This window comes from Pseudomonas sp. GL_117, assembly GCF_057835125.1.
This window is the reverse complement of sequence record NZ_CM174418.1, coordinates 4,988,400-5,013,076: the sequence shown is the minus strand read 5'-3', so window position 1 is coordinate 5,013,076 and position 24,677 is coordinate 4,988,400. Positions and strand designations below refer to the sequence as shown.

The 24,677-nt window shown below is 61.8% G+C and carries 19 protein-coding genes; 7 read left to right on the top strand and 12 right to left on the bottom strand.

What is annotated here, in order from left to right; translation table 11 throughout:
• The first annotated feature begins 3 nt into the window (after positions 1-3).
• Positions 4-1,647 carry a chaperonin GroEL gene (gene groL, locus AC3ISR_RS22825; RefSeq protein WP_463984120.1) on the top strand — a complete coding sequence of 548 codons (1,644 nt, stop codon included), beginning with the start codon at positions 4-6 and terminating at the stop codon, positions 1,645-1,647.
• Positions 1,648-1,862: 215 nt separating this feature from the next.
• Here groL and AC3ISR_RS22820 read toward each other — a convergent pair whose 3' ends face one another.
• Entirely contained in the window at positions 1,863-3,812 is a 1,950-nt protein-coding gene (locus AC3ISR_RS22820; protein ID WP_463984119.1) for an LTA synthase family protein, read from the bottom strand.
• Between the two features lie 201 nt (positions 3,813-4,013).
• Here AC3ISR_RS22820 and colR point away from each other — a divergent pair, with 201 nt between their 5' ends.
• From colR to AC3ISR_RS22795, 5 genes are all read left to right on the top strand, one after another.
• The gene (gene colR / locus AC3ISR_RS22815; RefSeq protein ID WP_016975511.1) at positions 4,014-4,697 is read left to right on the top strand and encodes a two-component system response regulator ColR; all 684 of its coding nucleotides are present in this window, start codon (positions 4,014-4,016) and stop codon (positions 4,695-4,697) included.
• Positions 4,687-5,967 carry a sensor histidine kinase gene (locus tag AC3ISR_RS22810; protein WP_192299501.1) on the top strand — a complete coding sequence of 427 codons (1,281 nt, stop codon included), beginning with the start codon at positions 4,687-4,689 and terminating at the stop codon, positions 5,965-5,967. Before colR ends, AC3ISR_RS22810 begins: the two co-directional genes overlap by 11 nt.
• Before the next feature lie 191 nt (positions 5,968-6,158).
• Positions 6,159-6,839 carry a class I SAM-dependent methyltransferase gene (locus AC3ISR_RS22805; protein WP_192299500.1) on the top strand — a complete coding sequence of 227 codons (681 nt, stop codon included), beginning with the start codon at positions 6,159-6,161 and terminating at the stop codon, positions 6,837-6,839.
• A 4-nt stretch (positions 6,840-6,843) separates the two neighbouring features.
• On the top strand, positions 6,844-7,563 hold the full coding sequence (locus AC3ISR_RS22800) for a lipopolysaccharide kinase InaA family protein (RefSeq protein ID WP_192299499.1): 720 nt from the start codon (positions 6,844-6,846) through the stop codon (positions 7,561-7,563).
• Positions 7,560-7,787 carry a hypothetical protein gene (locus AC3ISR_RS22795; RefSeq protein WP_192299498.1) on the top strand — a complete coding sequence of 76 codons (228 nt, stop codon included), beginning with the start codon at positions 7,560-7,562 and terminating at the stop codon, positions 7,785-7,787. The genes AC3ISR_RS22800 and AC3ISR_RS22795 overlap by 4 nt, the downstream gene beginning before the upstream one ends.
• Before the next feature lie 224 nt (positions 7,788-8,011).
• Here AC3ISR_RS22795 and AC3ISR_RS22790 read toward each other — a convergent pair whose 3' ends face one another.
• The 5 genes from AC3ISR_RS22790 to AC3ISR_RS22770 form a co-directional block, all read right to left on the bottom strand.
• Positions 8,012-11,038, bottom strand: coding sequence for a multidrug efflux RND transporter permease subunit (locus AC3ISR_RS22790; RefSeq protein ID WP_463984118.1), 3,027 nt, complete (start codon positions 11,036-11,038; stop codon positions 8,012-8,014).
• 3 nt (positions 11,039-11,041) lie between these two features.
• Complete coding sequence (locus AC3ISR_RS22785) at positions 11,042-12,172, bottom strand: efflux RND transporter periplasmic adaptor subunit (RefSeq protein WP_463984117.1); 1,131 nt, start codon at positions 12,170-12,172, stop codon at positions 11,042-11,044.
• Positions 12,173-12,307: 135 nt separating this feature from the next.
• Positions 12,308-13,405: a DUF1513 domain-containing protein gene (locus tag AC3ISR_RS22780; RefSeq protein ID WP_192299577.1), complete on the bottom strand. Its 1,098-nt coding sequence runs from the start codon at positions 13,403-13,405 to the stop codon at positions 12,308-12,310.
• A 2-nt stretch (positions 13,406-13,407) separates the two neighbouring features.
• Positions 13,408-14,472, bottom strand: a complete 1,065-nt coding sequence (locus AC3ISR_RS22775; RefSeq protein WP_226456282.1) for an imelysin family protein — start codon at positions 14,470-14,472, stop codon at positions 13,408-13,410.
• A 31-nt stretch (positions 14,473-14,503) separates the two neighbouring features.
• Entirely contained in the window at positions 14,504-15,931 is a 1,428-nt protein-coding gene (locus AC3ISR_RS22770) for a di-heme oxidoreductase family protein (RefSeq protein WP_463984116.1), read from the bottom strand.
• A 139-nt stretch (positions 15,932-16,070) separates the two neighbouring features.
• Here AC3ISR_RS22770 and AC3ISR_RS22765 point away from each other — a divergent pair, with 139 nt between their 5' ends.
• Complete coding sequence (locus AC3ISR_RS22765) at positions 16,071-16,634, top strand: NAD(P)H nitroreductase (protein WP_192299493.1); 564 nt, start codon at positions 16,071-16,073, stop codon at positions 16,632-16,634.
• Between the two features lie 168 nt (positions 16,635-16,802).
• On the opposite strand, the gene AC3ISR_RS22760 is transcribed toward AC3ISR_RS22765, so the two are convergent.
• The 6 genes from AC3ISR_RS22760 to AC3ISR_RS22735 all read right to left on the bottom strand — a co-directional run bounded on the left by AC3ISR_RS22760 (position 16,803) and on the right by AC3ISR_RS22735 (position 24,648).
• The gene (locus AC3ISR_RS22760; RefSeq protein ID WP_463984115.1) at positions 16,803-18,941 is read right to left on the bottom strand and encodes a methyl-accepting chemotaxis protein; all 2,139 of its coding nucleotides are present in this window, start codon (positions 18,939-18,941) and stop codon (positions 16,803-16,805) included.
• 139 nt (positions 18,942-19,080) lie between these two features.
• Positions 19,081-19,482, bottom strand: coding sequence for a YbaN family protein (locus tag AC3ISR_RS22755; RefSeq protein ID WP_226456278.1), 402 nt, complete (start codon positions 19,480-19,482; stop codon positions 19,081-19,083).
• A gap of 187 nt (positions 19,483-19,669) precedes the next feature.
• On the bottom strand, positions 19,670-20,278 hold the full coding sequence (locus AC3ISR_RS22750) for a biliverdin-producing heme oxygenase (protein WP_463984114.1): 609 nt from the start codon (positions 20,276-20,278) through the stop codon (positions 19,670-19,672).
• 135 nt (positions 20,279-20,413) lie between these two features.
• Positions 20,414-22,984: a TonB-dependent receptor gene (locus AC3ISR_RS22745; RefSeq protein ID WP_192299489.1), complete on the bottom strand. Its 2,571-nt coding sequence runs from the start codon at positions 22,982-22,984 to the stop codon at positions 20,414-20,416.
• Between the two features lie 115 nt (positions 22,985-23,099).
• A complete protein-coding gene (locus AC3ISR_RS22740; protein WP_192299488.1) occupies positions 23,100-24,068 on the bottom strand; it encodes a FecR family protein in 969 nt (322 codons plus the stop codon).
• Positions 24,069-24,129: 61 nt separating this feature from the next.
• Positions 24,130-24,648: an RNA polymerase sigma factor gene (locus AC3ISR_RS22735; protein ID WP_192299487.1), complete on the bottom strand. Its 519-nt coding sequence runs from the start codon at positions 24,646-24,648 to the stop codon at positions 24,130-24,132.
• Positions 24,649-24,677 lie beyond the last annotated feature (29 nt).

The window sequence follows — 24,677 nt, the reverse complement described above, 5'->3', positions numbered from 1 at the left end:
ATCATGGCTGCTAAAGAAGTTAAATTCGGCGACTCCGCCCGTAAGAAAATGCTCACCGGTGTCAACATCCTGGCTGACGCAGTAAAAGCGACCCTGGGCCCTAAAGGCCGTAACGTGATCATCGAGAAGAGCTTCGGCGCTCCGACCATCACCAAGGACGGCGTTTCCGTCGCCAAAGAAATCGAACTGGAAGACCGTTTCGAAAACATGGGCGCGCAGCTGGTCAAAGACGTTGCCTCCCGTGCCAACGATGACGCAGGCGACGGCACCACCACCGCCACCGTACTGGCTCAGTCGATCGTCAACGAAGGCCTGAAAGCCGTCGCTGCCGGCATGAACCCGATGGACCTCAAGCGCGGTATCGACAAGGCGACCATCGCCGTTGTTGCCGAGCTGAAAAACCTGTCCAAGCCATGCGCTGACACCAAGGCTATCGCTCAGGTAGGTACTATCTCTGCCAACTCCGACAGCTCCATCGGCGACATCATTGCCGAAGCCATGGAAAAAGTCGGTAAAGAAGGCGTGATCACCGTTGAAGAAGGCACTGGCCTGGAAAACGAACTGTCGGTTGTAGAAGGCATGCAGTTCGACCGTGGCTACCTGTCCCCGTACTTCGTCAACAAGCCAGACACCATGGTTGCCGAGCTGGAAAGCCCGCTGATCCTGCTGGTCGACAAAAAGATCTCGAACATCCGCGAAATGCTGCCAGTGCTGGAAGCCGTTGCCAAAGCCGGCCGTCCACTGCTGATCGTTTCCGAAGACGTTGAAGGCGAAGCCCTGGCGACTCTGGTTGTGAACAACATGCGTGGCATCGTCAAGGTTGCAGCCGTCAAGGCTCCAGGCTTCGGCGACCGTCGCAAGGCCATGCTGCAGGACATCGCCGTTCTGACCGGCGGTACCGTTATCTCCGAAGAGATCGGCCTGAGCCTGGAAAGCGCCACCCTGGAAAACCTGGGCAGCGCCAAGCGCGTGACCATCTCCAAGGAAGCCACCATCATCGTTGACGGTGCTGGCGTTGACGCTGACATCCAGTCGCGCATCACCCAGATCCGCGCCCAGGTTGCCGAGACTTCGTCCGACTACGACCGTGAAAAACTGCAAGAACGTCTGGCCAAGCTGTCCGGCGGCGTTGCAGTGATCAAGGTTGGCGCTGGTTCCGAAGTAGAAATGAAAGAGAAGAAAGCCCGCGTTGAAGACGCCCTGCACGCTACCCGTGCAGCCGTTGAAGAAGGCGTGGTACCTGGCGGTGGCGTTGCGCTGATCCGTGCTCTGGAAGCCCTGGTTGACCTCAAAGGCGACAACGCTGACCAGAACGTTGGTATCGCTGTTCTGCGTCGTGCCGTTGAATCGCCACTGCGTCAGATCGCTTCCAACAGCGGCGACGAGCCAAGTGTTGTGGTCAACGAAGTGAAGAACGGTAAAGGTAACTACGGTTACAACGCCGCGACCAGCGAATACGGTGACATGGTTGAGATGGGTATCCTGGACCCAACCAAAGTAACCCGTTCGGCGTTGCAGGCTGCCGCTTCTATCGCTGGTCTGCTGCTGACCACCGAAGTTGGGATTGCTGACAAGCCAAAGGCTGAAGGCGCTGGCGGCGGTATGCCAGACATGGGCGGCATGGGTGGCATGGGCGGCATGATGTAAGCCAGCCTTACCCCCGCACTGAAAAAGCCCCGCCTGCAGTGATGCAGGCGGGGCTTTTTTGTGGCTTGTGGCCAGTGTCTAGACTGTATGCACACATCAAACTGTGGGAGCTGGCTTGCCTGCGATAGCATCGCCTCGGTATCTACTGATACACCGAGTTGCCTTTATCGCAGGCAAGCCAGCTCCCACACAAGCCAGCCCCCCACAAGCCAGCCTTAGCGTTCGGTCAGTTGCGGGCTCGCATCCTTGGGGCCCTTCCAGCTCAACAACTGCTGCTTGAACCCATAACTGGCTGCCTGGTAGTAGGTGATCGCTCGCTGGATCAACGGATCATCGCTGCCCACCCGCGACTCCTGGCTCTCACCCAGGGCCTGGTCGTGGCGGCGCAAGCCCTGGCGTGGGCTGAGGATCGCCAGGTCCTTACCGTCAAACAAGCCCAGGTGCTGATAGTTGCCGACCACCACGCGCGGTGGCAGTGGGTTGTCCTGCAACAGGTTGCGGCCAAAGAAGGTCGATTCGTAGCTCAGGTTGATCAGCCCCAACAACGTCGGCGCAAGGTCGATCTGGCTGGCCAGTTGCGCGGACTCCCGAGGGTCGATCAGCTTGGGTGCATAGACGAACAGCGGAATCTGGTAGTTGGTGATGGGCAGGTCTTCCTTGCCCGCGCTGCCGGCGGTGTGGTCGGCGACGAACACGAAGATCGTGTTATCGAACCAGGGTTTCTGGCGCGCCGCCTGCAGGAATTCGCCGATGGCGTGGTCGGTGTATTTCACCGCGCCGTCACGACCGTTGCCGGACTTGATGTCGATGCGCCCGTCCGGGTAGGTGTAGGGGCGGTGGTTGGAGGTGGTCATCAGTTGCAGCAAGAACGGTTGCTGCCTGGCGTAGTCGGCATCGGCCAGTTTCAGGGTTTGTTTGTAGAGATCTTCGTCGGCCATGCCCCAGGCGTTTTTAAACGAGATTTCCGCTTCCGGCACGCTGCTCTGGTCCACCACCCGATAACCGTTGCCGCTGAAAAACGCGTTCATGTTGTCGAAGTAACCGCGCCCGCCATAGACGAACACGCTGTCGTAGCCAATGGCACTGAGTTGCTGGCCGAGGCTGGCGAAACCGCTTTCGCGGCCAATGCGCTTGACGATCGAGCGGCCGGGCGTCGGAGGGATCGCCAGGGTGATCGCTTCCAGGCCGCGGTCGGTGCGAGTGCCGGTGGCGTAGAAGTTGTTGAAGTACAGGCTTTGCTTGCGCAGGGCGTCGAGGTTGGGCGTCAGGTTGCGTTCATCGCCGTTGCTGCCCATGTACTTGGCGCTGAAGCTTTCGATGGTCACCAGCACGATGTTGGGTTTGCGCAGCGTGCCGGGGTTGTCGATGGCGCGGCGAATATCCAGCGGGTCTTTGCCGATGAAGCGTGCATTGGGCTCGCTGAGTTCGGCCCGCAATTGCTGGGCGACTACATCTGCCGGCAGTGTTTTGTAGAACTGCGGGTAGTCCAGCTCGTTGTTGCGGAAGGCGGCGAAAAACTGATACGGGCCGTTGCTGGCCAGTTCGTTGTTGTAGGCATTGCCGCCTTGGGTGCGCGGGCTGTCCTGGCTGATCAGCTGCAGGCTCAGGCCCGTGATGACCAGCAGGCTCAACGCAGTCACCAGGCGCCCACGCAGTGGCGGCAGCGGCGCGTTCATCGCCGCGTTGAACGGCTTGCGCAGGACCAGGCTCAACACAATCGCGAGCATCGCCAGCAGGCTGAGCAGTTTGCCGATCGGGTAGGACTCCAGCAGGTTGTTCAAGACCTCGTCGGAATACACCAGGTAATCGACGGCAATAAAGTTGAAGCGCACGCCGAATTCATCCCAGAACAGCCACTCGGCCACCGAGGTAAACAGCATCGCGAACAGGCTGACGCTGAGCACCGCTTGCAGGAACCAGCGATGGCCACGGCGGCGCCACAGCGCAGGCGGGCAGAGCAGCAGATACAGGCCCAGCGGCAGGGCGGCGTAGGCGAGGAAACCCAGGTCGTACAGCAGGCCCACGCCAAACACCGGCAGCAGGTTGCCGCTGACTTCATCGAGGTGAGTGATGAGCAACACGCCACGCGTGAGCAGGAAAACCAGGAGCCAGGCCCCGGTTACAAGCAGCAAATAGCGCATAGGCGCGGTTTTGAGAAACCCCATGTCCAAATTCCTTATATCGATGGGCGGCGATCTTCGTGCTGACACTGTAGTCAGTTTGTGAAGCTATAGTGAAAAACTCGTTGTAAGGTTAAATCAGTTGAAATCCTTTATCGACCGGTCTTTCAGGTCTATCCCTGAACCACACTTGGCCTTAAGCTGCGCGAGCCAACACGGCCGTTACCGCGTACGGAGACACTGCCCATGCGAATTCTATTGGTTGAAGACAACCGCGATATTCTGGCCAACCTGGCCGATTACCTGGGGCTCAAAGGCTATACCGTTGACTGTGCGCAGGACGGCTTGTCGGGCCTGCACCTGGCCGCCACCGAGCATTACGACCTGATCGTGCTCGACATCATGCTGCCCGGTATCGATGGCTACACCCTGTGCAAACGCCTGCGCGAAGACGCCCGTCGCGACACGCCAGTGATCATGCTCACCGCGCGCGACCAACTGGATGACCGGCTGCAGGGCTTCAAGTCCGGCGCCGATGACTACTTGCTCAAACCCTTTGCCCTGTCGGAGTTGGCCGCGCGCATCGAAGCCGTACTGCGCCGCGCCCAGGGTGGCGGGCGGCGTGCCCTGCAAGTGGCCGACCTGCATTACGATCTCGACACCCTGGAAGTCACCCGCGAAGGGCGCCTGCTCAAGCTCAACCCGGTCGGCCTGAAGCTGCTGGCGGTGCTGATGCAAAAAAGCCCGCATGTACTGCGCCGCGAAATCCTTGAAGAAGCCCTGTGGGGTGATGACTGCCCTGATAGCGACAGCCTGCGTAGCCACGTCCACCAATTGCGCCAAGTAATCGATAAACCGTTCGCCAAGCCATTGCTGCAAACGGTGCACGGTGTCGGTTATCGCCTGGCCGAGGGGCGTGATGGAGTTTAAGCAAAGCCTTGCCCAACGGATCATCATCGCCTTTGCCTTGATGAGCGCGTTGGTCGCGGGGGCCTTCGCCATGGGCATCGTTGCGACCGTGCACCTGGTGGAAGAGAAATTGATCTCGGCGGGCCTCGGCGGTGACTTGCAACGTCTGCTGCTGATGGACAGCGTCGAGGACTGGAACCACCGCCCCGAGCCGGACCAGCTGTTTTATTTCAGCGGCGGCCCCGGTGATTTCGACCTGCCCAAGGATCTGCGTCACCTTGAGCCCGGCTTCCATGAAGTGTTCCGTGAGTCGCTGTCGTACCACGCCATGGTCGAAGTGGTGGACGGTCGGCGCTACGTATTGCTGCAGGATCAAAGCGATTTCGAAGAGCGTGAGCGCGTACTGTTTGCCGTCGTGTTGGTGGGCTTTGTGCTCAGCCTGGCCCTGGCGGTATTCCTCGGCTGGGTGCTGGCGCGCAAAGTGATGGCGCCGGTGGTGCGTCTGGCCCGCCAGGTGCGTCATCGCGACCAGTTGCTGGGCCTTGCACCGCCCCTGGCGCCGGACTACGCGGCCGATGAAGTGGGCGAACTGGCCGTGGCGTTCGATGCCACGCTGGGGCGTTTGCGGCAGGCGTTGTCTCGCGAGCAGTTGTTTACCAGCGATGTCAGTCACGAATTGCGCACGCCGCTGATGGTGCTGGCCAGCTCCTGTGAATTGCTGCTGGAAAACCCCGCCATCGACCAGCGTGGGCGTAACCAGGTGGAGCGGATCGCTCGCGCCTGCGCGGAAATGCGCGAACTGGTGCAGACCTTCCTGATGCTGGCCCGGGCCCAGCATGACGATGGCAGCATGTCGCCTCGGGTGACCCTCAAACAGGTGGCCGACGACTTGCTCGGCCTCTGGCGCGAACCTATCGAGTGCAAGGGCCTGGAGTTGATCTACCAACCGGGCAACCCGCTGGATACCCGCTACAACGCGACCTTCCTGCACGCGGTGATGGGCAACCTGCTGCGCAATGCCTTGCACTACACCGAGCACGGCTTTATCCGCCTGACGCTGGAGCCCGAAGGCTTCGTGGTGGAAGACTCGGGCGTCGGTATCCCGGAAGACAAACGCGAAGCCATGTTCGAGCCCTTCGTGCGTGGCAGCGAGAAGCGCGGCGAAGGCCTCGGCCTGGGCTTGTCGCTGGTGCAACGGATCTGTGAGAACCAGGGCTGGAGCGTCAGCTTGAGCACCATGGAACCCAACGGCTGCCGCTTTCATGTTGAGCTGAGCCAGGTCAAGTCCTGAGGGCCAGGCTTGCCGTTATGCTGCGGCAAGCTTGCGTCGAATTTCGGCGAACATGGCCCAATGATACTGAATGTGTCTGTAAAGTCTTGAAATGTATGGGATTCGACAGGACAACTTTTTCACAAACAGTTGACCTGATGATCACAGTAGGGTGCTTAAGGTTGTAGGCATCAGCTACTGGAGATCCGTTGATGTCTTCCCCGATCAAGCTCGAATTTTCCGATAAGTACGACGATCAGCACGCCCAAGAATATTTGCTCAAGCATCAGGACAATCTGGCTCGCCGGTTGTCCCACAAACGCGACGAGCAATTGGCCCGTGGTGCGTTGGCCATGGCTGGTGAGCCTGGGCTGGTGCTGGACCTGCCTTGTGGCGCCGGGCGTTTCTGGCCGCTGTTGGCCGAAAAACCCAACCGCGTGATCATTGGTGCGGACAATTCCGAATCGATGTTGAAGGTCGCAATGGCCGCCCAACCCGCCGATGTGGTGAAACGGGTACGACCCTTGCAGACATCTGCCTTTGATATCGATTTGCCGGATAACTCGGTCGACAGCATTTTCTGTATGCGTCTGCTACACCATATTGGTGATCCGGCGCATCGGGTCGCGATACTGCGCGAGTTTCAGCGGGTTACGCGCGACAGCGTGATCCTTTCATTGTGGGTCGATGGCAATTTCAAGGCCTGGAAGCGTAAGCGTCTCGAAGAAAAACGGCGTGGCGAAGGTGAGCAAGAAGGTTACCAAAACCGCTTTGTGTTACCAGCTGCTACTGTTGAAGACGAATTCGAACAGGCCGGTTTCCGCGTTCAGGAATCTCTGGACTTCATGCCGCTCTACGCCATGTGGCGAGTGTATGTACTGAGAAAGAGGTAACAGGATGGCAGTTGAGTGCGTAGCGGGCAGTCACGTAGCTCCGGAGGAGAGATTTGATTTTTTCTGGCGCCAGCAGGGCGAATGGGTCGAGGAACCCAATCGTCGGCGCGGCGGTGAAAGTGGCGTGCAACGGGTGACCGGTCCGAACGGCCACTTGCTCTACAGCAAGCGCCAGACCGGCCACATCTACCGCAGTTGGCTGCACCCCTTCGGACGGCCCACCGTGCTGCGTGAGCGTGATGCGCTCAAGGGCCTGCGCTCTCTTGATGTGCGCGTGCCGGACCTGGTGTTTTGCGGGGCGCGTCGCGACCCCGAGCACCAATGGAAAGCACTGTTGGTGACGGCCGCCCTGGATGGCTTCGATGAAATCGAAAACTGGTATGCCGCCGGTGGCCGCGAACAGTACGGCGAATTGGTTCACGAACGTGTGCTCAAGGAGTTGGCCGGCACGCTGGTGCGTATGCACAAGGGGCGCTGGCAACATGGCTGCCTGTACATCAAGCACATCTTTATTCGTGTCACCGGCGAAGGCGACTCGGCCAATGTGGAGATTGCCTTGCTGGACTTCGAAAAATGCCGACAGCGGCTGACCGCTTATCGCGCGGCTTCCCACGACATGCAGCAGTTGCGGCGCCATTCGTCGTGGAGCAGCGCTGACTGGAACAAACTCAGCTACTTTTACGAGACGGCGTTTGGCAGCGCTATCAAGGGTTTAACCAGATGAAGCTAGAAATAGCACGAGGTCTGTTCCTGGTTGGGGCGCTGGGCGTTGCGGCGCTCGCCCTGGCGGCGTGGGAACAACCTCGCACACAAGTGCTCAGTGCCACGCAGGGTGGCGCGCAATGCCTGTTGCCGCGCGTTGCCAAGGCGAGCACGGCGGTCAAGCCTGATCATGAATTGTTGCTGTTCATGTTTGGGATGTCTCAAGGCATGAGGCCGCAAAGTTGAAACGATTCAACCCCCCTGAATAAGGCCTCGCACTGCGAGGCCTTTTTTTTGCCTGTAGTGAGCGGGCTTGCCCCGCGCTGGGTGGCGAAGCCGCCCCAAATCCCGGCACCTCGGTCTTTCTGATGCACCGCGGCGTACCGTTTAGGGCGGCTTCGCCACCCAGCGCGGGGCAAGCCCGCTCACTACAAGGTTCGGGTCAGGGGGATTGGCCCGCAGGACAAGGTTCAGGGCTTATCAGGTCTGGCCAGCAGGGTGTAGACGCACGGCAGCACAAACAGCGTAAACAACGTGCCAATCGACATCCCCGTCGCAATCACCATGCCGATGTCAAACCGGCTCACTGCCCCGGCGCCAGTGGCGAGGATCAGCGGCACCATGCCGAACACCATGGCGGCGGTGGTCATCAGCACTGGGCGCAAGCGAATCGCCGCGGCTTCTTCCACGGCCTGGCGAGGTGTCAGGCCCTTGTCCTTGCGCAGTTGGTTGGCAAACTCGACGATCAGAATCCCGTGCTTGCTGATCAGCCCGATCAAGGTGACCAACCCCACCTGGGTATAGATGTTCATGCTCGACCAGCCGAGGAACAGGGGAATCAACGCCCCGCAGATCGACAACGGCACCGTTACCAGGATCACCAGCGGGTCGCGAAAGCTTTCGAACTGCGCCGCCAGCACCAGGAAGATAATCGCCAAGGCCAGGCCAAAGGTCACCCACAGCGCCGTGCCTTCCTGGATAAATTGCCGGGATGCGCCGCTGTAGTCGAACGCGTAGCCGGGCGGTGTTTCTTCGATGGCAATCTGGCGCACCGTGTCTATCGCTTCACCCATGCTGACAATCGGGAAACCCGAGATCAGCGCCGAGTTGAGCTGCTGGAACTGGTTCAACTGCCGAGGTCGGGCGCGGTCGGAGAGTGTAATCAGCGTCGACAATGGCAGCAGCTCACCCTTGTTGTTTTTCACGTAGTAATTGTTCAACCAATCGGGGTTGTCACGGTAGGCGCGTTCGACCTGGGCGATCACCTTGTAACTGCGCCCGTCCAGGGTGAACCGGTTGATCTCCGCCTCCGCCAGCAACGTCGCCAGGGTGCCGCCAAGGTCCTGCATCGACACGCCCATCTGCGCCGCCTTGGCGCGGTCGATGTCCACCACGATTTCAGGTTTGTCGAACGCCAGGTCGATGTCGACAAACGCGAACTTGCCCGACTCCATCGCGCGCTTTTTCACCCGGTTGGCCACCTCCAGCAACGACTCGTAATCGTTGGCAGTGTTGATCACAAAGCCGAACGGCAAGCCTTCGCCCGTGCCCGGCAGGGACGGCAGGTTGAAGCCGAACACTTGCAGGCCGGGAATCTGCTCCAGGCGGTGCTGCACCTCGGGGAGGATTTGCATCTGGGTGCGGCTGCGCTCGTTCCATGGCTTGAGCAGAAAACCGCCGATGCCCGATTGCACGCCGTTGAAGCCGTTGATCTGGAACGACGAGTAGTACTCCGGGAACTCCTTGAAGATTTTTACGAACTCGTCGGTGTAGGTGTTGAGGTAGTCCAGGTTGGCCGGTTGCGGCGCGCTGGCCATCATGAAAATGATGCCCTGGTCTTCATCCGGGGCCAGTTGCGACTGGGTGAACTTGAGGAACACCGGGATCAGGCCCAGCACGATCAGCGCAAACACGATCACCACCGGGCGCGTGTTCAGGGTGCCGTGCAGCAGGCTTTGGTAGCGACGCTTGAGGCCGTCGAAAATGCGGTCGAGGCGATGGGCGAGGCCGGATGGGTTTTCGTCATGGCGCAACAACAGCGCGCACATCATCGGCGACAAGGTCAGGGCAATGATGCCGGAGATGATCACCGCGCCGGCCAATGTCAGCGCGAACTCCTTGAACAGCGCCCCGGTGAGCCCTTCAAGAAAACCGATGGGCGCATACACCGCCGCCAGGGTGATGGTCATCGACACCACCGGCAGGGCGATTTCCCGCGCACCTTCGAGCGCCGCATCCAGGGGCGTCTTGCCTTCCTCGATATGCCGGTGGATGTTTTCCACCACCACGATCGCATCGTCCACCACCAGGCCGATGGCCAAGACCATCGCCAGCAGCGTCAGCAGGTTGATCGAGTAACCCATCAACTGCATGAAAAACAGCACGCCGATCATCGACAACGGGATGGTGATCACCGGAATCACCACCGAGCGCAGGGCGCCGAGGAACAGGAACACCACCACGATCACGATCAGCACCGCTTCGAACAGGGTCTTGACCACCTCGTTGATGGACGCCTGGATAAACAGCGTGGCGTCGTAGGCAATTTCTGCCTTGAGGTTGGGCGGCAGCTGGGATTCCAACTGCGGCATGATCTTGCGCACTTCCTTGATCACCTCCAGCGGGTTGGCGCTGGGCGTCGCCTTGATGCCGATGTACACCGACGGCGTGCCGCCGAACGAGCTGATGGCGTTGTAGTTTTCCGCGCCCATTTCCACCCGTGCCACATCCCGCAGCAGTACGCGGCTGTCGCCGTCGGCCTTGACGGTAATGGCGCCAAACGCTTCGGCGGACTTGAGGTCGGTGTTGGCGTTGATGCTGGTGACCACGAACTCGCCCTTTACCTCGCCGGCGGCGGAGAGAAAGTTGTAGTGGCGCACCGCGTCGGTGATGTCGCTGGCGCTGAGGCCGAAACCGGCGAGTTTCACCGGGTCGAGCCAGATGCGCATGGCGAACACCTGGTTGCCGAGGATCTCCGCTTCGGCCATGCCCGGCAGGGTCGCGAGCTTGGGCTGGATCACCCGCGACAGGTAGTCGGTGATCTGCGGGTTGCTCAATTGCCCGCTGGAGAAACTGATGTACATCAGCGCCGAGGCGTCAGCGGCCTCTTTGCTCAGCACCGGGTCTTCGGCGTCCTGGGGCAGCTTGTTCTTTACCTCGTTGGCCTTGGCCAGCAGCTCGGTGAACAAGCGGTCGCTGTTGGAGCCGATGCGCGCGTAGATCGAGATCACCGAGAAATTCTGCCGACTGACCGAGGTCATGTAGTCGATGCCCTCGGCGCTCGCCAGGCTTTGCTGCAACGGTTGGGTGATGTAGCCCTGGATCGTTTCGGCGTTGGCACCGGGGTAGGCGGTGGTCACCGTGATCAGGGCGTTTTCCATGCTCGGGTATTGGCGCAGCGGCAACTTGCTGTAGGCCTGCATGCCCAGTAATACGATCAGCAGGCTGACCACCATGGCCAGCACCGGACGGCGGATAAAGGCGTCTGTGAACTTCATGGCTCAGTGCCCTGCCGGCAGGTTTTTGTCCGGGCTGATGGCGATGGGCGTGCCGTTGTCCAGCTTGAGCTGGCCGGCGCTGACCACCTGCTCGCCGGCTTTGAGGCCCTTGCTCACCAACACCAGGCCAGCGCGGCGCTCACCGGTCTCGACAAAGCGCCGCTCGGCGATCAGCACGGGCTGGCCGTGGGCGTCTTTTTCCGGCGTGCCGTCTTCGGCCTTTTTCTCGGCCACGGCGTACACCGAATTGCCGTAGAGGGTGTAGGTGATCGCGCCCTCCGGCACCACGACTTGCGCGGTCGGATCTGGCAGCAACACGTCCAGGCTGGTGAACATACCGGGCAGCAACTTGCCGTCCGGGTTGGCCAGGGTGGCGCGCACCAGCACGTTGCGCGTGGTGTTTTCCACCTTGGGGTTGATCGCGCTGATATTGCCGGGGAACTGCTGGCCTGGCCAGGCCGAGACTTGCACCTGCACGGCCTGGCCGAGGGCGATTTTGGGCACCGATTGTTCGGGGACGTAGAAGTCGACGTAGAGGCTGCTGAGGTCCTGCAAGGTGGCGATCACCGTGCCGCTGGCCAGGTAGTCGCCGACGTCCACCTGGCGAATGCCGATGGTGCCGCTGAACGGCGCGACGATATGTTTCTTCGCCAGCGACGCCTTGAGCTGATTGACCGTGGCCTTGTTCTTTTGCAGTTGTGCAGAGAGGCGATCGAACTCGCCCTTGGAGATTGCCTGGCTGCCCACCAGTTGGCTGCCGCGTCCGTAATCGAGCTGTGCCAGGCCCAGGTCGGCCTGGGCGGTTTCCAGCAGCGCGCTTTCCACCGCGCTGTCGAGTTGCACCAGGGGCTGCCCGGCCTTGACCTTCTGCCCGGATTCGAACTGCACGTCCTTGACCGTACCGGCCACCTCCAGGCTGAGGTTGACCCCTTGCAAGGCCTTGAGCGTGCCCACCGACGGCAGGCGTTGCTGCCATGGCTGCTCGGTCGCGGTGGCAACGGCCACGCTTACGGCGGGCTTGGGCTTGGCAAAGACCTGGATCTGCTGGTAGATGGAAAAGGCTTTATAGCCCCCCAGCAGCAGGACAATGAACAGCACGACAGCAAACATGATCAGCATGCGACGGCGCAGCATATTCCGATTCCTTGGAAAAACTGGGACAGACGAAGACAGACAAGTCCGGAACATTACTCCAGGTATTGAGGGGTTTCCAGCCGGTAAACCTGACAGGTAATGGGGCCAGTGCTGGCCCCTTCCAGGCTGCGCGGGTCAGACCAGATGCAGATGGTTATCCCAGAGCCCTGCCGGCAATTCCAAGGGTTTTGCGACCAATTGCGTCTGGCGGCAATCGTAGAAGCGGCAACGTCCCTGGCCGGAGGTGACGACAAAGCCGTCGGCCACAGCACCCACGCCGGCACAGTCCGGCAACGGCCCGTCCAGGCGCAGTGCACCGCTGTCCATGTCCCAGATAAAGAAGCGATTGCCACGCGGTGCGGTCAACGCCACCAGGCGCAATTCACTGTGCACGGCAACGCTGGCGGTGTAGTGCCCCATGGCCTGCAACTGCTCGTCGGCCACCGGGAACGCCACGAACGGCTGCCCCGGCCGCTTGATCGCGAGCAGCTCGGAACGCTCCTGGGATGGCCCCATGAACTGCTGGCCGGTGAGGATGGTGCCGTCGCTGGCGATCCCCATGTGGCGCACGCTGTTCATCTGCTGGCCGAGGGTTTCCTTGCTGATCAGCGTGCCGTCGCGCTGCATCAGCACCAGGCTGGGCTCCATGGCGTTGAGGTTCATTTCCACACGGCTTTCGGCTTCGGTGCGGATGCCACCGTTGGCCACCACCAGGGTTTCACCGTCGGGCATCCACGACACCTGGTGCGGGCCGATGCCGTGGGTGGATATCTCGCCGCTGTGCACCAGGCGCTCGCCTTCGAATTTGTACACACCGAGCAAGCCACGGCCGGGGTCGGAGGTGTCGTTCTCGGTGGCATACAGCCAGTCGCCGCTCTTGTGGATCACCGCGTGGCCATAGAAGTGACGATTGGCATGGGAGGTGATGGTCTGCAGCAGCGTGCCATCGCGCAAATCGATCAGGTAACTCTCGGTGCCCGGGCGACGGGCGACGAACAGTGCAATCGGCAGTGTCGGGTGGTTGATGATGTCGTGGCAGCGCTGGCCGACCTGGGTGGCAAACACCTGCTTGCCGTCCAGGCGAAATCCTACGGCGTAGTGCTTGCCGTCGCCATCATCCCGCGCTGACAAGAGCAGCGGGCCCTTGTCCTTGCTTTTGAACAGCGTCCAGCCCCCTAGCGTGAGAGCACTGAGCAGCACACTGCCAATGGCCAAAGCCTGTCGCCTGAGCATCATCAGTCACCGTCGTTGGCGTTAAAGCCCAGTTGGATACCCAGCGCCTTGGCCAGATCCCCCTCGTGCAGGCGGTGCACGACGTTGAGGCTGTCATAGAGGTCGTTGAGCTGCTGGCGCCCGGCGTCATCGCCCAACAGCTCGTTGAGGCTGCGCTGGTTGCTGGCGAACAGTTTCAGGGACGCGGCGTAGGCGGCGTCGATCTTGTCGGCCAATGGCTTCTGGTCGGACGGCAGCAGGCCACGCAGGCCTTTATTGTCGACGCCGACCCAGACGGTCTGGGCCGCCGCGAGGCTGGCTTCGAGGCTTTGCAGGGACGACTGGCTGCGCCACGCATCGGCCTGGAACGGCTGCGGGATACCCTTGGTCTGGCGGCCCATCGGCGTGCCGAGTTTCTTCTTCAGGGTGTCGAGTGCGGTCACTTGGACGCGCAGCAGGTCGGCGATGGCTTCGTGGGAATCAGCGTAACGCTGGTTCGGAAACTTGCTCATCTGCGCGAGCATGCCGTCGGTGCTGTTCCAGCTCGCCAGGATCTCCTCGGCGAGGGCTTTCTGGCGCTCGCCGATGGCCACCAGCAGCGGGCAGTAACGGGCCTTTTGCGCTTCGTCGGCGAGGTCGGTCTTGGCGTCATAGAGGATGTATTCGTAGGCCGACAGGCCTTGCACCACCACGCTTGACTTGGCCAGGGCGGCGCCGTCGATCTGCGGCTGGGCGGTCACGAGTTGTTCAACCTGACGGCCGACCAGGTTCTTTTTGTCTGGCCAGAACTGCACCTGCCACGAACGGTTGCCCTCGGCCAGCGGGCCGATCAGCAGCGGTTGCAACTCGGCCCAGGCTTTTTGCGCGTGGAGGAAATCGGCGCGGGCGGTGTCCAGGCTCTGTTTGCCCTGGCAGTAGGCGAGGGCGCTGACGGCCAACTGGCGGTCGGCTTCGACCCAACGGCTGTAGGTCGGCAGGATCACTTGCTTGGCGATGGCCGCCGAGGTCACGGCTTGCGGGTCTTGCGGCGAGCAGGCACCCAGGGCGAGGGCGGCCAGGCTGGTGAACAACAACTTGGGACGGAACATGTCGAGCTCCCTTCTGTAATTGGGGCGAAGCTTATAAAGAATTCAGGAACGCCAGCAACGCAGCGCGCTGCTCGGCATTAAAGGACAACACATGCTGCTGCGCCGCTTGTGCTTCACCGCCGTGCCACAGCACGGCTTCCAGCAGGTTGCGGGCGCGGCCGTCATGCAAGAACTGGGTGTGGCCACTCACGGTCTGCGTGAGGCCGATGCCCCACAACGGCGCGGTGCGCCAGTCGCGGCCACCGGCTTTGAATTCGCTGCGGTTGTCGGCAAGGCCTTCGCCCATGTCGTGCAGTAGCAGGTCGCTGTAGGGGCGGATCACCTGGTTGGCCAGTTCAGGTTCGGCGGCATTGGCGGCCGTGGTGAACGCGGGTTTGTGGCAACCCTGGCAACCGGCGCTGTAGAACAGGTTCTTGCCGGCGAGCACCTGCGGCGTGTCGACGTCGCGACGCACCGGCACGGCGAGGTTGCGGGTGTAGAACAGCACCAGGCGCAGGATGTTGTCGCTGACTTCCGGCTCGCCATCCGGGCCATCGCCGTTGGGCGCCTGTTTGCAGGCCACTTGGGCATCGGTGCAGTCATCAAAGGGTCTCAGGGACGTGGTGAGGCCCATATCACCAGAAAACGCGTGAACATTTTGTTGATTGAGGTTCGGTTGCCCGGCTTTCCAGCCAAAACGCCCGAGCACGGTTTTTTGTTGCGCGTCATCCCAGACCTGATTGGCACGGCCGACGATGGTGTCTGCGTCGGCGGTGTCCGCGCTGGTGTTGCGCAGGATGTCGGCGTCGCTGATGGCTTCGAGCAGGCCCAGGCCGATCATCGGCGGGGCGATACGCGCGGAAAAACGTGTGTCCGGGTGCATCGGGCCGTAGCCGAGCTGGGTGATCTGCAGGTTTGGCTTGCGCAACTCGACCACCGTGCCGTCGTTGAACGTCACGTTGACCGGCGTGTAGTCGACCCGCACCTTGCCTTCCGGCACGACGCCGGGCACTGCCATGTCCTGCAATTGGCCGCCGTAGACGGGCTCGGGCACCACGCCGGCTTGCTCGATCAGCTTGGCGTAGGCTGGCGCATCGGGGATCGACAGGCGCACCAGCATCGACACCGCGTTGGCCGCGTCGGGCAACGGCGGATGGCCGCGACCGTCCTTGATATGGCAGTTCTGGCAGGCATTGGTGTTGAACAGCGGGCCCAGGCCATCACGCGCGGTGGTGGTGGACGGCGCGATTACCCAGGGGCTGCGAAAGAAGCTGTTGCCGACGCTGAAATCCAGGCGACGTGTAGGCGACAGGTTGGCCGAGGGTAGGGAAAACGCGTTCTGGTCGCGCTTGTTCACGGTCGCAGCGCCGCCCGCCCGTGATTCACCCGGCTCGGCCTTGGTAAACCTGGGCGCGTCGTCGCAGGCGGTCAGGCTCAAGGCCAACCAAGCAGCGGACACCGGAAAAAGCCAACGGGACATCGAATTTCCTGAACGGCGGGCAAAAATAAGGTCGCAAAGTCTAACAGGGCAGGGCCGAATGAATAAGAGCAATTATCGTTTGGTGGGTGGTGCCGCATTCCCGCTAGAATGACCGCACATTTTTTTCTGGAGGTGGCCAATGCAGGCTCTCGACGCTTTGCTCAACCGTGTTTCCGTGCCGCGATTGTTGGAACCTGCGCCGACCCAGGAGCAGCGCGACGTGTTGTTCGCCGCCGCCATGCGCGCGCCGGACCACGGCCAGTTGCGCCCTTGGCGGTTCCTCACCGTCGAAGGCGCCGCTCGCGAGCAGATGGGCACGTTGCTGGCCGAAGCGGCACGCCTGCAAGACGCCGACGCCCCGCAAGCGCTGATCGACAAGGCCCAGAACGGCCCGCTGCGTGCGCCGTTGGTGGTGGTGGTGATTGCGCGTTTGCAGGAACACTTCAAGGTGCCCAAGTCCGAACAACTGCTGGCGGCGGCCTGCGCGGCCCATGGCATTTTGCTGGCGGCGTACGCCCAGGGGATTGGCGCGGTGTGGCGCACCGGCGAATTGTCCTACTCGGCGCATGTGGCCAAAGGCTTGGGGCTGACGGCGGATGAGGAAGTGATTGGCTTCCTGTACCTGGGTACGCCGCAGAACCCGCCGCGTACGGCGGCGAAGGAAGATGTGGCGGCGTTTGTCCAAGCCTGGCCCGGTCATTAAGACCAACGTGATCTAAATGTGGGAGCGGGCTTGTGTGGGAGCGGGCTTGCTCGCGAAGGCGGTGGATCAGTCAGAGATGAATTGACTGACACGCCGCCTTCGCGAGCAAGCCCGCTCCCACAAAAGCCCCGCACCCACAGGGGGGGCCATTGTTCTTGGGGTTGGGGACTAAACCCTGAACTGATCCATCAATTTCATCTGCTGGCTGGCCAATGCATTCAGTTGGCTGCTGATCGCCGCCGACTCGGTGGCCTGGCCGGTGAGTGTCTCGGTCACCGTACGGATCGCCGAGACGTTGCGGTTGACCTCTTCGGCCACCGCGCTCTGTTGCTCGGCGGCGCTGGCGATTTGCAGGTTCATGTCGCTGATCACCGTCACCGCATCACTGATCTTGCCCAGCGCCTGCACCGCCTGATGGATTTGCCCGGCATTGCTCTGGGCCTGGTTCTGGCTCGAGTGCATGGTTGCCACCACGCCACGTGTGCCGCTCTGGATACGTTCGATCACCAGGCGGATTTCCTCCACCGAGTCCTGGGTGCGCTTGGCCAGGTTGCGCACTTCGTCGGCCACCACCGCAAAACCACGCCCGCTTTCGCCGGCGCGTGCCGCTTCAATCGCCGCGTTGAGCGCCAGCAGGTTGGTCTGTTCGGCAATGCTGCGGATCACTTCCAGCACTGAACCAATCTGCTCGCTGTTGAGCGCCAGGGCTTCAACTTCACCCACGGCCTTGCTGACCTCTTCGGCCAGGGTGGTGATGTCGCGGGTGCTCTGCTCGATGATCGACAGGCCTTCCCGCGCCGACTGGTCCGCACCGCGTGCCGCGCTGGCGGCATTGGAGGCGCTGTTGGCGACGTCATGGGCGGTGGCGCTCATTTCATTCGAGGCGGTGGCTACCTGGTCGATTTCGCGGAACTGCACCTGCATGCCTTCGCTGGTCTGGCGCGCGATGGCCGAGGATTGGTCGGCCGTACCGCGTGCCTCGGTGATGCTTTGCTTGATCTGCGCGATGGTCGGTTGCAGCTTGTCGAGGAAGCGGTTGAACCAGTTCGCCAACTCGCCCAATTCGTCTTTTTTGCTATAGGTCAGGCGTTGGGTGAGGTCGCCGTCGCCGCTGGCGATGTCCTTGAGCATGGCGGCCACACTGTTGATCGGGCGGGTCACGCCGGTGGCGGTCAGCCAGATCAGCAGCAAGCCCAGCAGGCCAGCGGCGGCGGCCACCAGCAGGGCCTTGAGCGTACCGGCTGCCTGGGCGTTGTCGAGTACCCCCTGCAACTTGACGCTATCGGCGAGCATCACCGCTTTTGGCAGCTTGATCACCACGCCCCAGGCTTTGGCGTCGGCAATCGGCTTGACCGGGTACACGGCGCGGATGGTGTCAGCCTGTTCGCGGATCATGGGTTTATCACTGGCCAGCAACTGCACGATTTCCTTGCCCTCGGCGCCGAGGGTGTCGACCAGGTTCTTGCCGACCTTGGCCGGCTCGCCGCTGTAGGCGGCAATCAGGCCGGTGCTGGAGAGAATCTCCAGGTGCGCTGCGCCGTTGAACAGGTCCTTCTGCGCAGCGTCGGCGGTTGCTTGCAGGGCGGTGAGGGCGATGTCGACACCGATGACGCCGATGAGTTTGCCCTCCACGATCAGCGGCGAGGCGATGGTGGTCATGAGTACCTTTTTGCCGGCCACCGTATCCTCATACGGGTCCAGCAAGCAGGTATTGCGGGTGTCCCGTGGGCAGGTGTACCAGATGTTGTAGGGCGTACCGTTGAGGGTGAGGGTGGTCTTGTTCAGGTCTTCTTCGACCATGATGGTGTTCAAGCCTTCACCGCCGGCACGGCTCCAATAGCTGGAGAAGCGTCCTTTTTCGTTGGAGACGCGCGCCTTGTCATCGACGAATTCGCTGTCTTTGCCGTCGAGGCCGTTGGGCTCGAATGACAGCCAGAAACCCAGCACTTTGCTGTTGCGATCGAAGGTGGTTTTCAGGCTCTGGTTGATTTCTTCGCGCAGTGCGCCGGCTTCCAGGCCACGCTTGCTGGCCATGCTGCGCAAATCCTTGATTTGGTCGGCCAGTGCGGTCAGCGCCATCAGGCTGTCGCCGAAGGTTTTTTGCAACTGCACCGCTTGCTCGGCGGCCCTGGCTTGCAGCAGTTGTTCCACGCTGGCGGTGAGCATGCGCGAGCTTGAATCGCTGACCAACAGATCATTCTGGTTGGTGTTGTAGATATTGATGCTGACGACCAGCGCTATCACCCCCAACAGGCAAAGGCCGGACAGCAGCACGATTTTCAGGCGGATGGAGAGGGTGTTGAACATAGGCTCACTCGCGAGTGGAGTTGTTGGAAGGCACGCAGTGCAGGCCAAATCCCTTCAGCGCTATGTCTGAAACATCGGCGTAACAAATTTAATCATGAGCAGCAGGCGATGAGCGGTAGGAAAACGCCTACAGTCTGCGTTACACGGGCTGTGCGAGTCGTTCGGGGCGTGACCAGATCCACAGGTTGCCCAGGCTCATTCCGGCAATCGCCAGGTAGATCGGCCAGCCGTGATCGAGCATCACCAGCATCAGGCCGGCGCACAGCAGCATGCTCACGGTGGCGCTGACCTTGGCGCGCCGGGCGATGATCTTGCCGTTGCGCCAATTGAACAGGATCGGCCCGAACAGGCGGTGGTTCTCCAGCCAGGCGCTGAGGCGTGGCGAGCTTTTGGTGGCGGCCCAGGCGGCCAGCAGGATGAATTCGGTGGTGGGCAAACCCGGCACGACAATCGCGATCAACCCAATGCCCAGGCTGACGTAGGCCAGCAGGCCGAAGAGGAGCCGGGCGATTTTCGAGGTGGATTGGGTTTTGCCGGTCATGGGGGGGTCACAGGGATTCAATATGAAATGAGACCAGAATGTGGGGGGCGGGCTTGTGTGGGAGCGGGCTTGCTCGCGAAGGCGGTGTGCCAGTCGACATCTTTATCAACTGACAGACTGTATTCGCGAGCAAGCCCGCTCCCACACAAGCCCGCTCTCACATTTTTGATTGCATCCCAACCAAGGGTCAGGCCAGTTCAGGGGCGCTAGCGTACGCCTGTTCCAGCAATACGGTGAAGCGTACAAACGCATCCACAGCACCTTTTTCCACCGCGGCTTCTTCTTCAGCACTGAACTGCAGCGCGTCGAGGGTGCGGGTGAAGCGCTTCCAGCCTTCGGCGCGACCACCGGCGGGCTCGCCCAGGTGACGGGCACCGAAGGTTTCGCTCAGGCCCAGGCCTACCGCGCGCTTGATCAGGAACGCGGCGCCCAGCTTGGAGCCTTCGGACACGAACAGCCAGCCCAGGGCTTTGGCCTTGCTCGGGTTGCTCACCGCACCGGCCACGGGTGCGGGCACTTCGGTGTCGAGGTCGGCCAGGTCCAGCTTGGCGGCGTCGGCACGGCAGCGCTCGGCCAGGTCCGGGATGAGCTTGATCAGTTCGGCATCGGTGTACAGGGCCACCAGTTCCGACTGGAACAGGTACTGCGCGACCACGAAACGGGCGAAGTTGGCCTGGGTTTCGAACGGAGCGTGGGCTTTGACGAGGGCATCAAGCTGGGCGTGTGGCGCGTGGGTGATCTGGTTCAGGCGCTGGGAGCGCAGGTGTGGGCGTTCTGCGGTAGCTGTAGCGGTCATGGAAAAGTCCTTGAGAAGGGGAGCGCCTTGTTGCTCTTAAAGAGAGCCGTTATCAAATAGACGAACAGGAAGACGCGGCACAGTAAAAAAACCTCACCCCGTCGATGAAATTTCGACGAGGTGAGGCGAGTGCTATCAGATGTCCCAGATCAGGTTGATCGCAAAGTTGCGGCCAGGCTGGGTCAGGCGGTCGATGTTGGCGGGCGCGGTCACGCCGGCTTCGCCGATGCTGTCGAAGCTGCGCACGTCATCCCAGTTCCAGTATTTCTTGTCGGTCACGTTGTACAGGCCACCATTGATGGTCACGTCGTTTGTGACTTTGTAGAAACCGGTCAGGTCGACGATGCCAAAGCCTGGGGTCTTGAACGGGGCCTTGGTGGTGTCGCCATCGGGTGAGAAGAAGGTCGCGCTGTCGACACGGTTCTGTTTCTTGACCAGGGTCCAGCTGACCAGCGCACCGTAGTTCTGTTGCTCGTAGCCCAGGCCGAACACGCCCTTGAGCGGGTTGACGCTATTGATCGGCTCGCCGGTGTCTTCGTTGCGGCCGTAGGCATAGGCCACCGAACCCAGGGAGTACAGGCCCTGCGGCGCGCCGAAGGCGTCGAGGTTCAGGCGCCCCTTGGCTTCCACGCCCTTGATGGTGGCGCGCTTGATGTTGCTGGCCTTGAAGGCGGTGCCGGTGGGGGACAGCAACGCGGCGTCTTCGTTGATGAAGTCGCGGTACTTGTTATAGAACACCGCCACGTCGAAGTTGCCCGATTCGAAATTGCCACGCAGGCCGGTTTCGAAGCTCTTGCTGCTTTCCGGCTTGAGGTCCGAGTTCGGTTCGACCACGTAGCCTTGCTGGATATTCTCGAAGCGCCCGTACAGGGCCTTGGCCGACGGGGTGCGGAAGCCTTCGGCGTACTGGCCGAACCAGGTGTAGTTATCGGTCAGGGCGTAGGTCAGGCCGAATTTGGGCGATACGCGGTGCCAGGTCTTGTCGCTGTCGTCGTGGGCGTAGATGCGGTTCGGGTCGGTGGCGTTGAGGAAATCCTCGGTCAGCTTGGGCTTGAGCTGGGTGTAGTCATAACGCACGCTCGGCAGGAAGGTCCAGTCGCCCCAGCTGATCTGGTCCTGGGCGAACAGCGCGTAGGTGTTGATGGTCGGGTCCGGGAAGTCGCTGGCCGGCGTGACTTTGTCCGAGGCGAAGCTGCTGGGGCCACCGACGGTCGCGCAGTAGGTGCTGACGGTCAGGCAGGTGGCGCTGCCGGTACGCGAGCCGGTGACTTTGGCCTGTTTGAGGGTGGTGCCGTAGGTCACCACGTGGTCGGTGTCACCGATGGCGAAGGCTTTGTCCAGCTGGGCGTCGAAGATCCATTGTTTTTCCTGGTAGAGCGTCTCGCGCTCACGCAGCAGGTTGCGCGCACCCGACACGTAGTGTTCGGCGGTGCTCTGGTCGGTCTTGGCGATCTGGTAGTTGAGGCTGGTCTTGATGTGATCGGCAAACGGCGCGTCGAGGGCGAAGGTGTTTTCCAGGCCGAAGCGTTCACGGCTGATGGTGTCGTTGCCCGAGCGTGCGCGGTACAGGTTGCTGTTGAAGCCGGTGTTGAACGGGCCGCCTACCGCACTTTTCTGGTTTGTATCGCGGTCGTCCTTGTACTTCTCGTAGGTCAGCACCAGGCGGTTTTCGTCGCCGTAGTTCCAGCCCAGCTTGGCCAGGACGTTGGTGGTGCGCGCGTCTTCCGGGTTGGCGCCGGTGCGGGCCAGGCCGGTGGCATTGTTGCCGTCGTAGGATTCGGTCTCGTGGCCGTTGCGCTGGCTCAGGTGCAGCAACCCGTCGAAGTCCTGCACGCGGCCGGCGACGGTGCCGGAGGTCAGCCAGCTCTCGTCGGCGGAACTGTAGCCGGTCTTGAGGCGGGCGCCGACGTCCTGGCCGGGCTTGATGATGTCGTCCGGGTCGAGGGTGAAGTAGCTCACTGCGCCGCCGATGGCGCTGCTGCCGTACAGGGCTGACGCCGGGCCGCGCAGGATCTCGACGCGCTTGACGATTTCCGGGTCGACGTAGTTGCGACGGGTTTGCGCGTAGGGGCCGTTGGAGAAGTGATCGGGCACTTCAACGCCGTCGACCTGGGTGAGGATGCGGTCGCCGTCGATGCCACGGATGTTGAAGCCGGCATTGCCGGAGCGGGTACCTGCGCCGCCGACGGAGACGCCGGGCTCGTAGCGCACCAGGTCGCGGCTGTTGCCGACGTTGAGGCGGTCCAGCTCCTGGCGATCATGCACGCTGACGGTGCTGGGTACGCTGTTCACATCCTGTTCGTGGCGGGTGGCGCTGATGGTCACTTGTTGCAGGTTGAGGGTACTGCCGGCGGCGCGCTTTTCCAGGACGATATTGTTGTTGCCCAGTTTGCGGTAGCTCAGGTTGGTCCCCACCAACAGCTGGTCCAGGGCCTTTTCCGCTGACAGCGGGCCGCGTACGCCGGGGGACGAGACACCCTGGCCCAGTTCCGCCGGCAGGCCGACTTGCCAGCCGGTGACGCCGGTGAAGGCATTCAGCGCCGAGACCAGCGGTTGCTGGGCGATGCTGAAGTTGTAGTTGCCGTGGCTGCGTGGCGCCGGTTCGGCGGCGCTGGCGCTCATCACCGGCGCGCCGGCCAGCAGAATGGCGGCGGTCAGCAAGGACAAGACGGGCGAAGAAGACCGGCGATTGAAACGAGAGGACATCGAGAGCGCTCCGGAGTACGAATCTTATAGTTGCGAACCGAACCAAATAGGAATCAGTTGCATTGGCTAAGACGAGACGTACCGTCGCGGGCTATCGAGTAAAAATAATTCTCATTTAGTTCAGGATCACCAGCGCGGGGTATTCCGAGAGCTTGGCCGAAGTGATGTGTGCCAGGGAGCGCACCACATCCAAGGGCTGGTCGAGGCGGTAGTTGCCGGTCACGGCGACGCTGGCGAGCTGCTCGTTGTTATTGACGATCCAGCCGGGGTAGTAGCGGCGCAGCTCGGCGAGCACTTCGCCCATCGGGCAGTTTTCAAAGATCAGCCGGCCCTCGACCCACGCCAGGTCCTTGTCTGCATCCAGCTTGGCCGGTGGGCCGAAGCCCTTGGGGCCGATGCGGATGCTCTGCCCGGCGCTCAGGCGCACACGGGCGTCGTCGACGGTGTTGCTCAGGTCCACGTCGCCGCGTTGTACTTGCACCTGGGCCTCGCCGTTGAGGTAGCGCACGGCGAAGGCCGTGTCGCGCACGCTGGCGCGCACCGGGCCGGCGTCGATCTCCAGGGGCAGGCCACGGTTGGGCGCGATCTCGAAAAACGCTTCGCCCTGATACAGGCGGGCAACGCGTTGGTGGTCCTTGATGCTGCTGGAAAACGCCGAGTTGGTGTTCAGCAGCACTTTCGCGCCGTCGTCGAGTTGCAGGCGCTGGCGTTCGCCGACCACGGTCAGGTGGTCGGCTTGCAGGCGCACCGGCAGATTGCTGAAGCTGAACAGGCCGATCAGCAGCACGGCGGCGGTGGCCAGGGGTTTCCAATGCGGTTTGAGCCGGCGCCAGGCACTCGGCTTGCGCGGCGCGGCGAGGGCGACGGCAGCGCTGTGCACCGGCGCGCCCCCCCAGGCGGCCTGGGCCTTGGCGAAGGCGTGGACGTGGGCCGGATCGCTGGCCAGCCAGGCCTGGAACTCGGCCTGCTGCCCAGGCTGCGGGCACTGCAAGGTGATCAGCCAGTCGAGGGCCTGGTCCATAGCCGTGTCTTGCAACACCTCATGAGCCAGCTCATGGGGGCGCAGTTTATTCGGGTCCGTCACGGTGTTCCTCGGGTCTTCGCCACGTTTTATTGATCTTTCCTACAGCTGAATCGGGTGAAGCTTAAGGCCGATCCAGCCTTTCGGCCACACCTACACAGATGGCCATGATCAACTTCAGTTCCTTTTGCACGGTGCTCAAGGACACGTCCAACTGATCGGCAATCTCCTGGTAGCTGCAACCGTGCAGGCGGCTGAGGATGAAGATCTGCTGCTGGCGGGTGCTCAACTGGCCGAGGCTGACGCTCAGGTGTTCCAGCAGTTGCTCGGCCTGGGTCGCGTCTTCGGGCGTACTGATGGGGGCGGCGACGCTTTGCAGGACATCCAGCGGGACATCTTCCTGCAACGTACGGGCCTGGATCCTGCGTGAGCGCAGATGGTCCAGCGCCAGATTGCGCGCGGTTTGATAGACGAAGGGTTCGAGGTGGTCGATCGGCCGCTCGCTGAGGGCGCGGGTGACACGCAGGTAGGTTTCCTGCAAGAGGTCCTCGGCGGTGCTGTGGTTATTCACCATCCGCTGCAAGGTGCGTAGCAGAATCACCCGTTGGGTGAGAAAGACTTGGTTGAAGCGAGATTGGCTCACAGGGGTACCAGACCGATTTGCAGTTAATG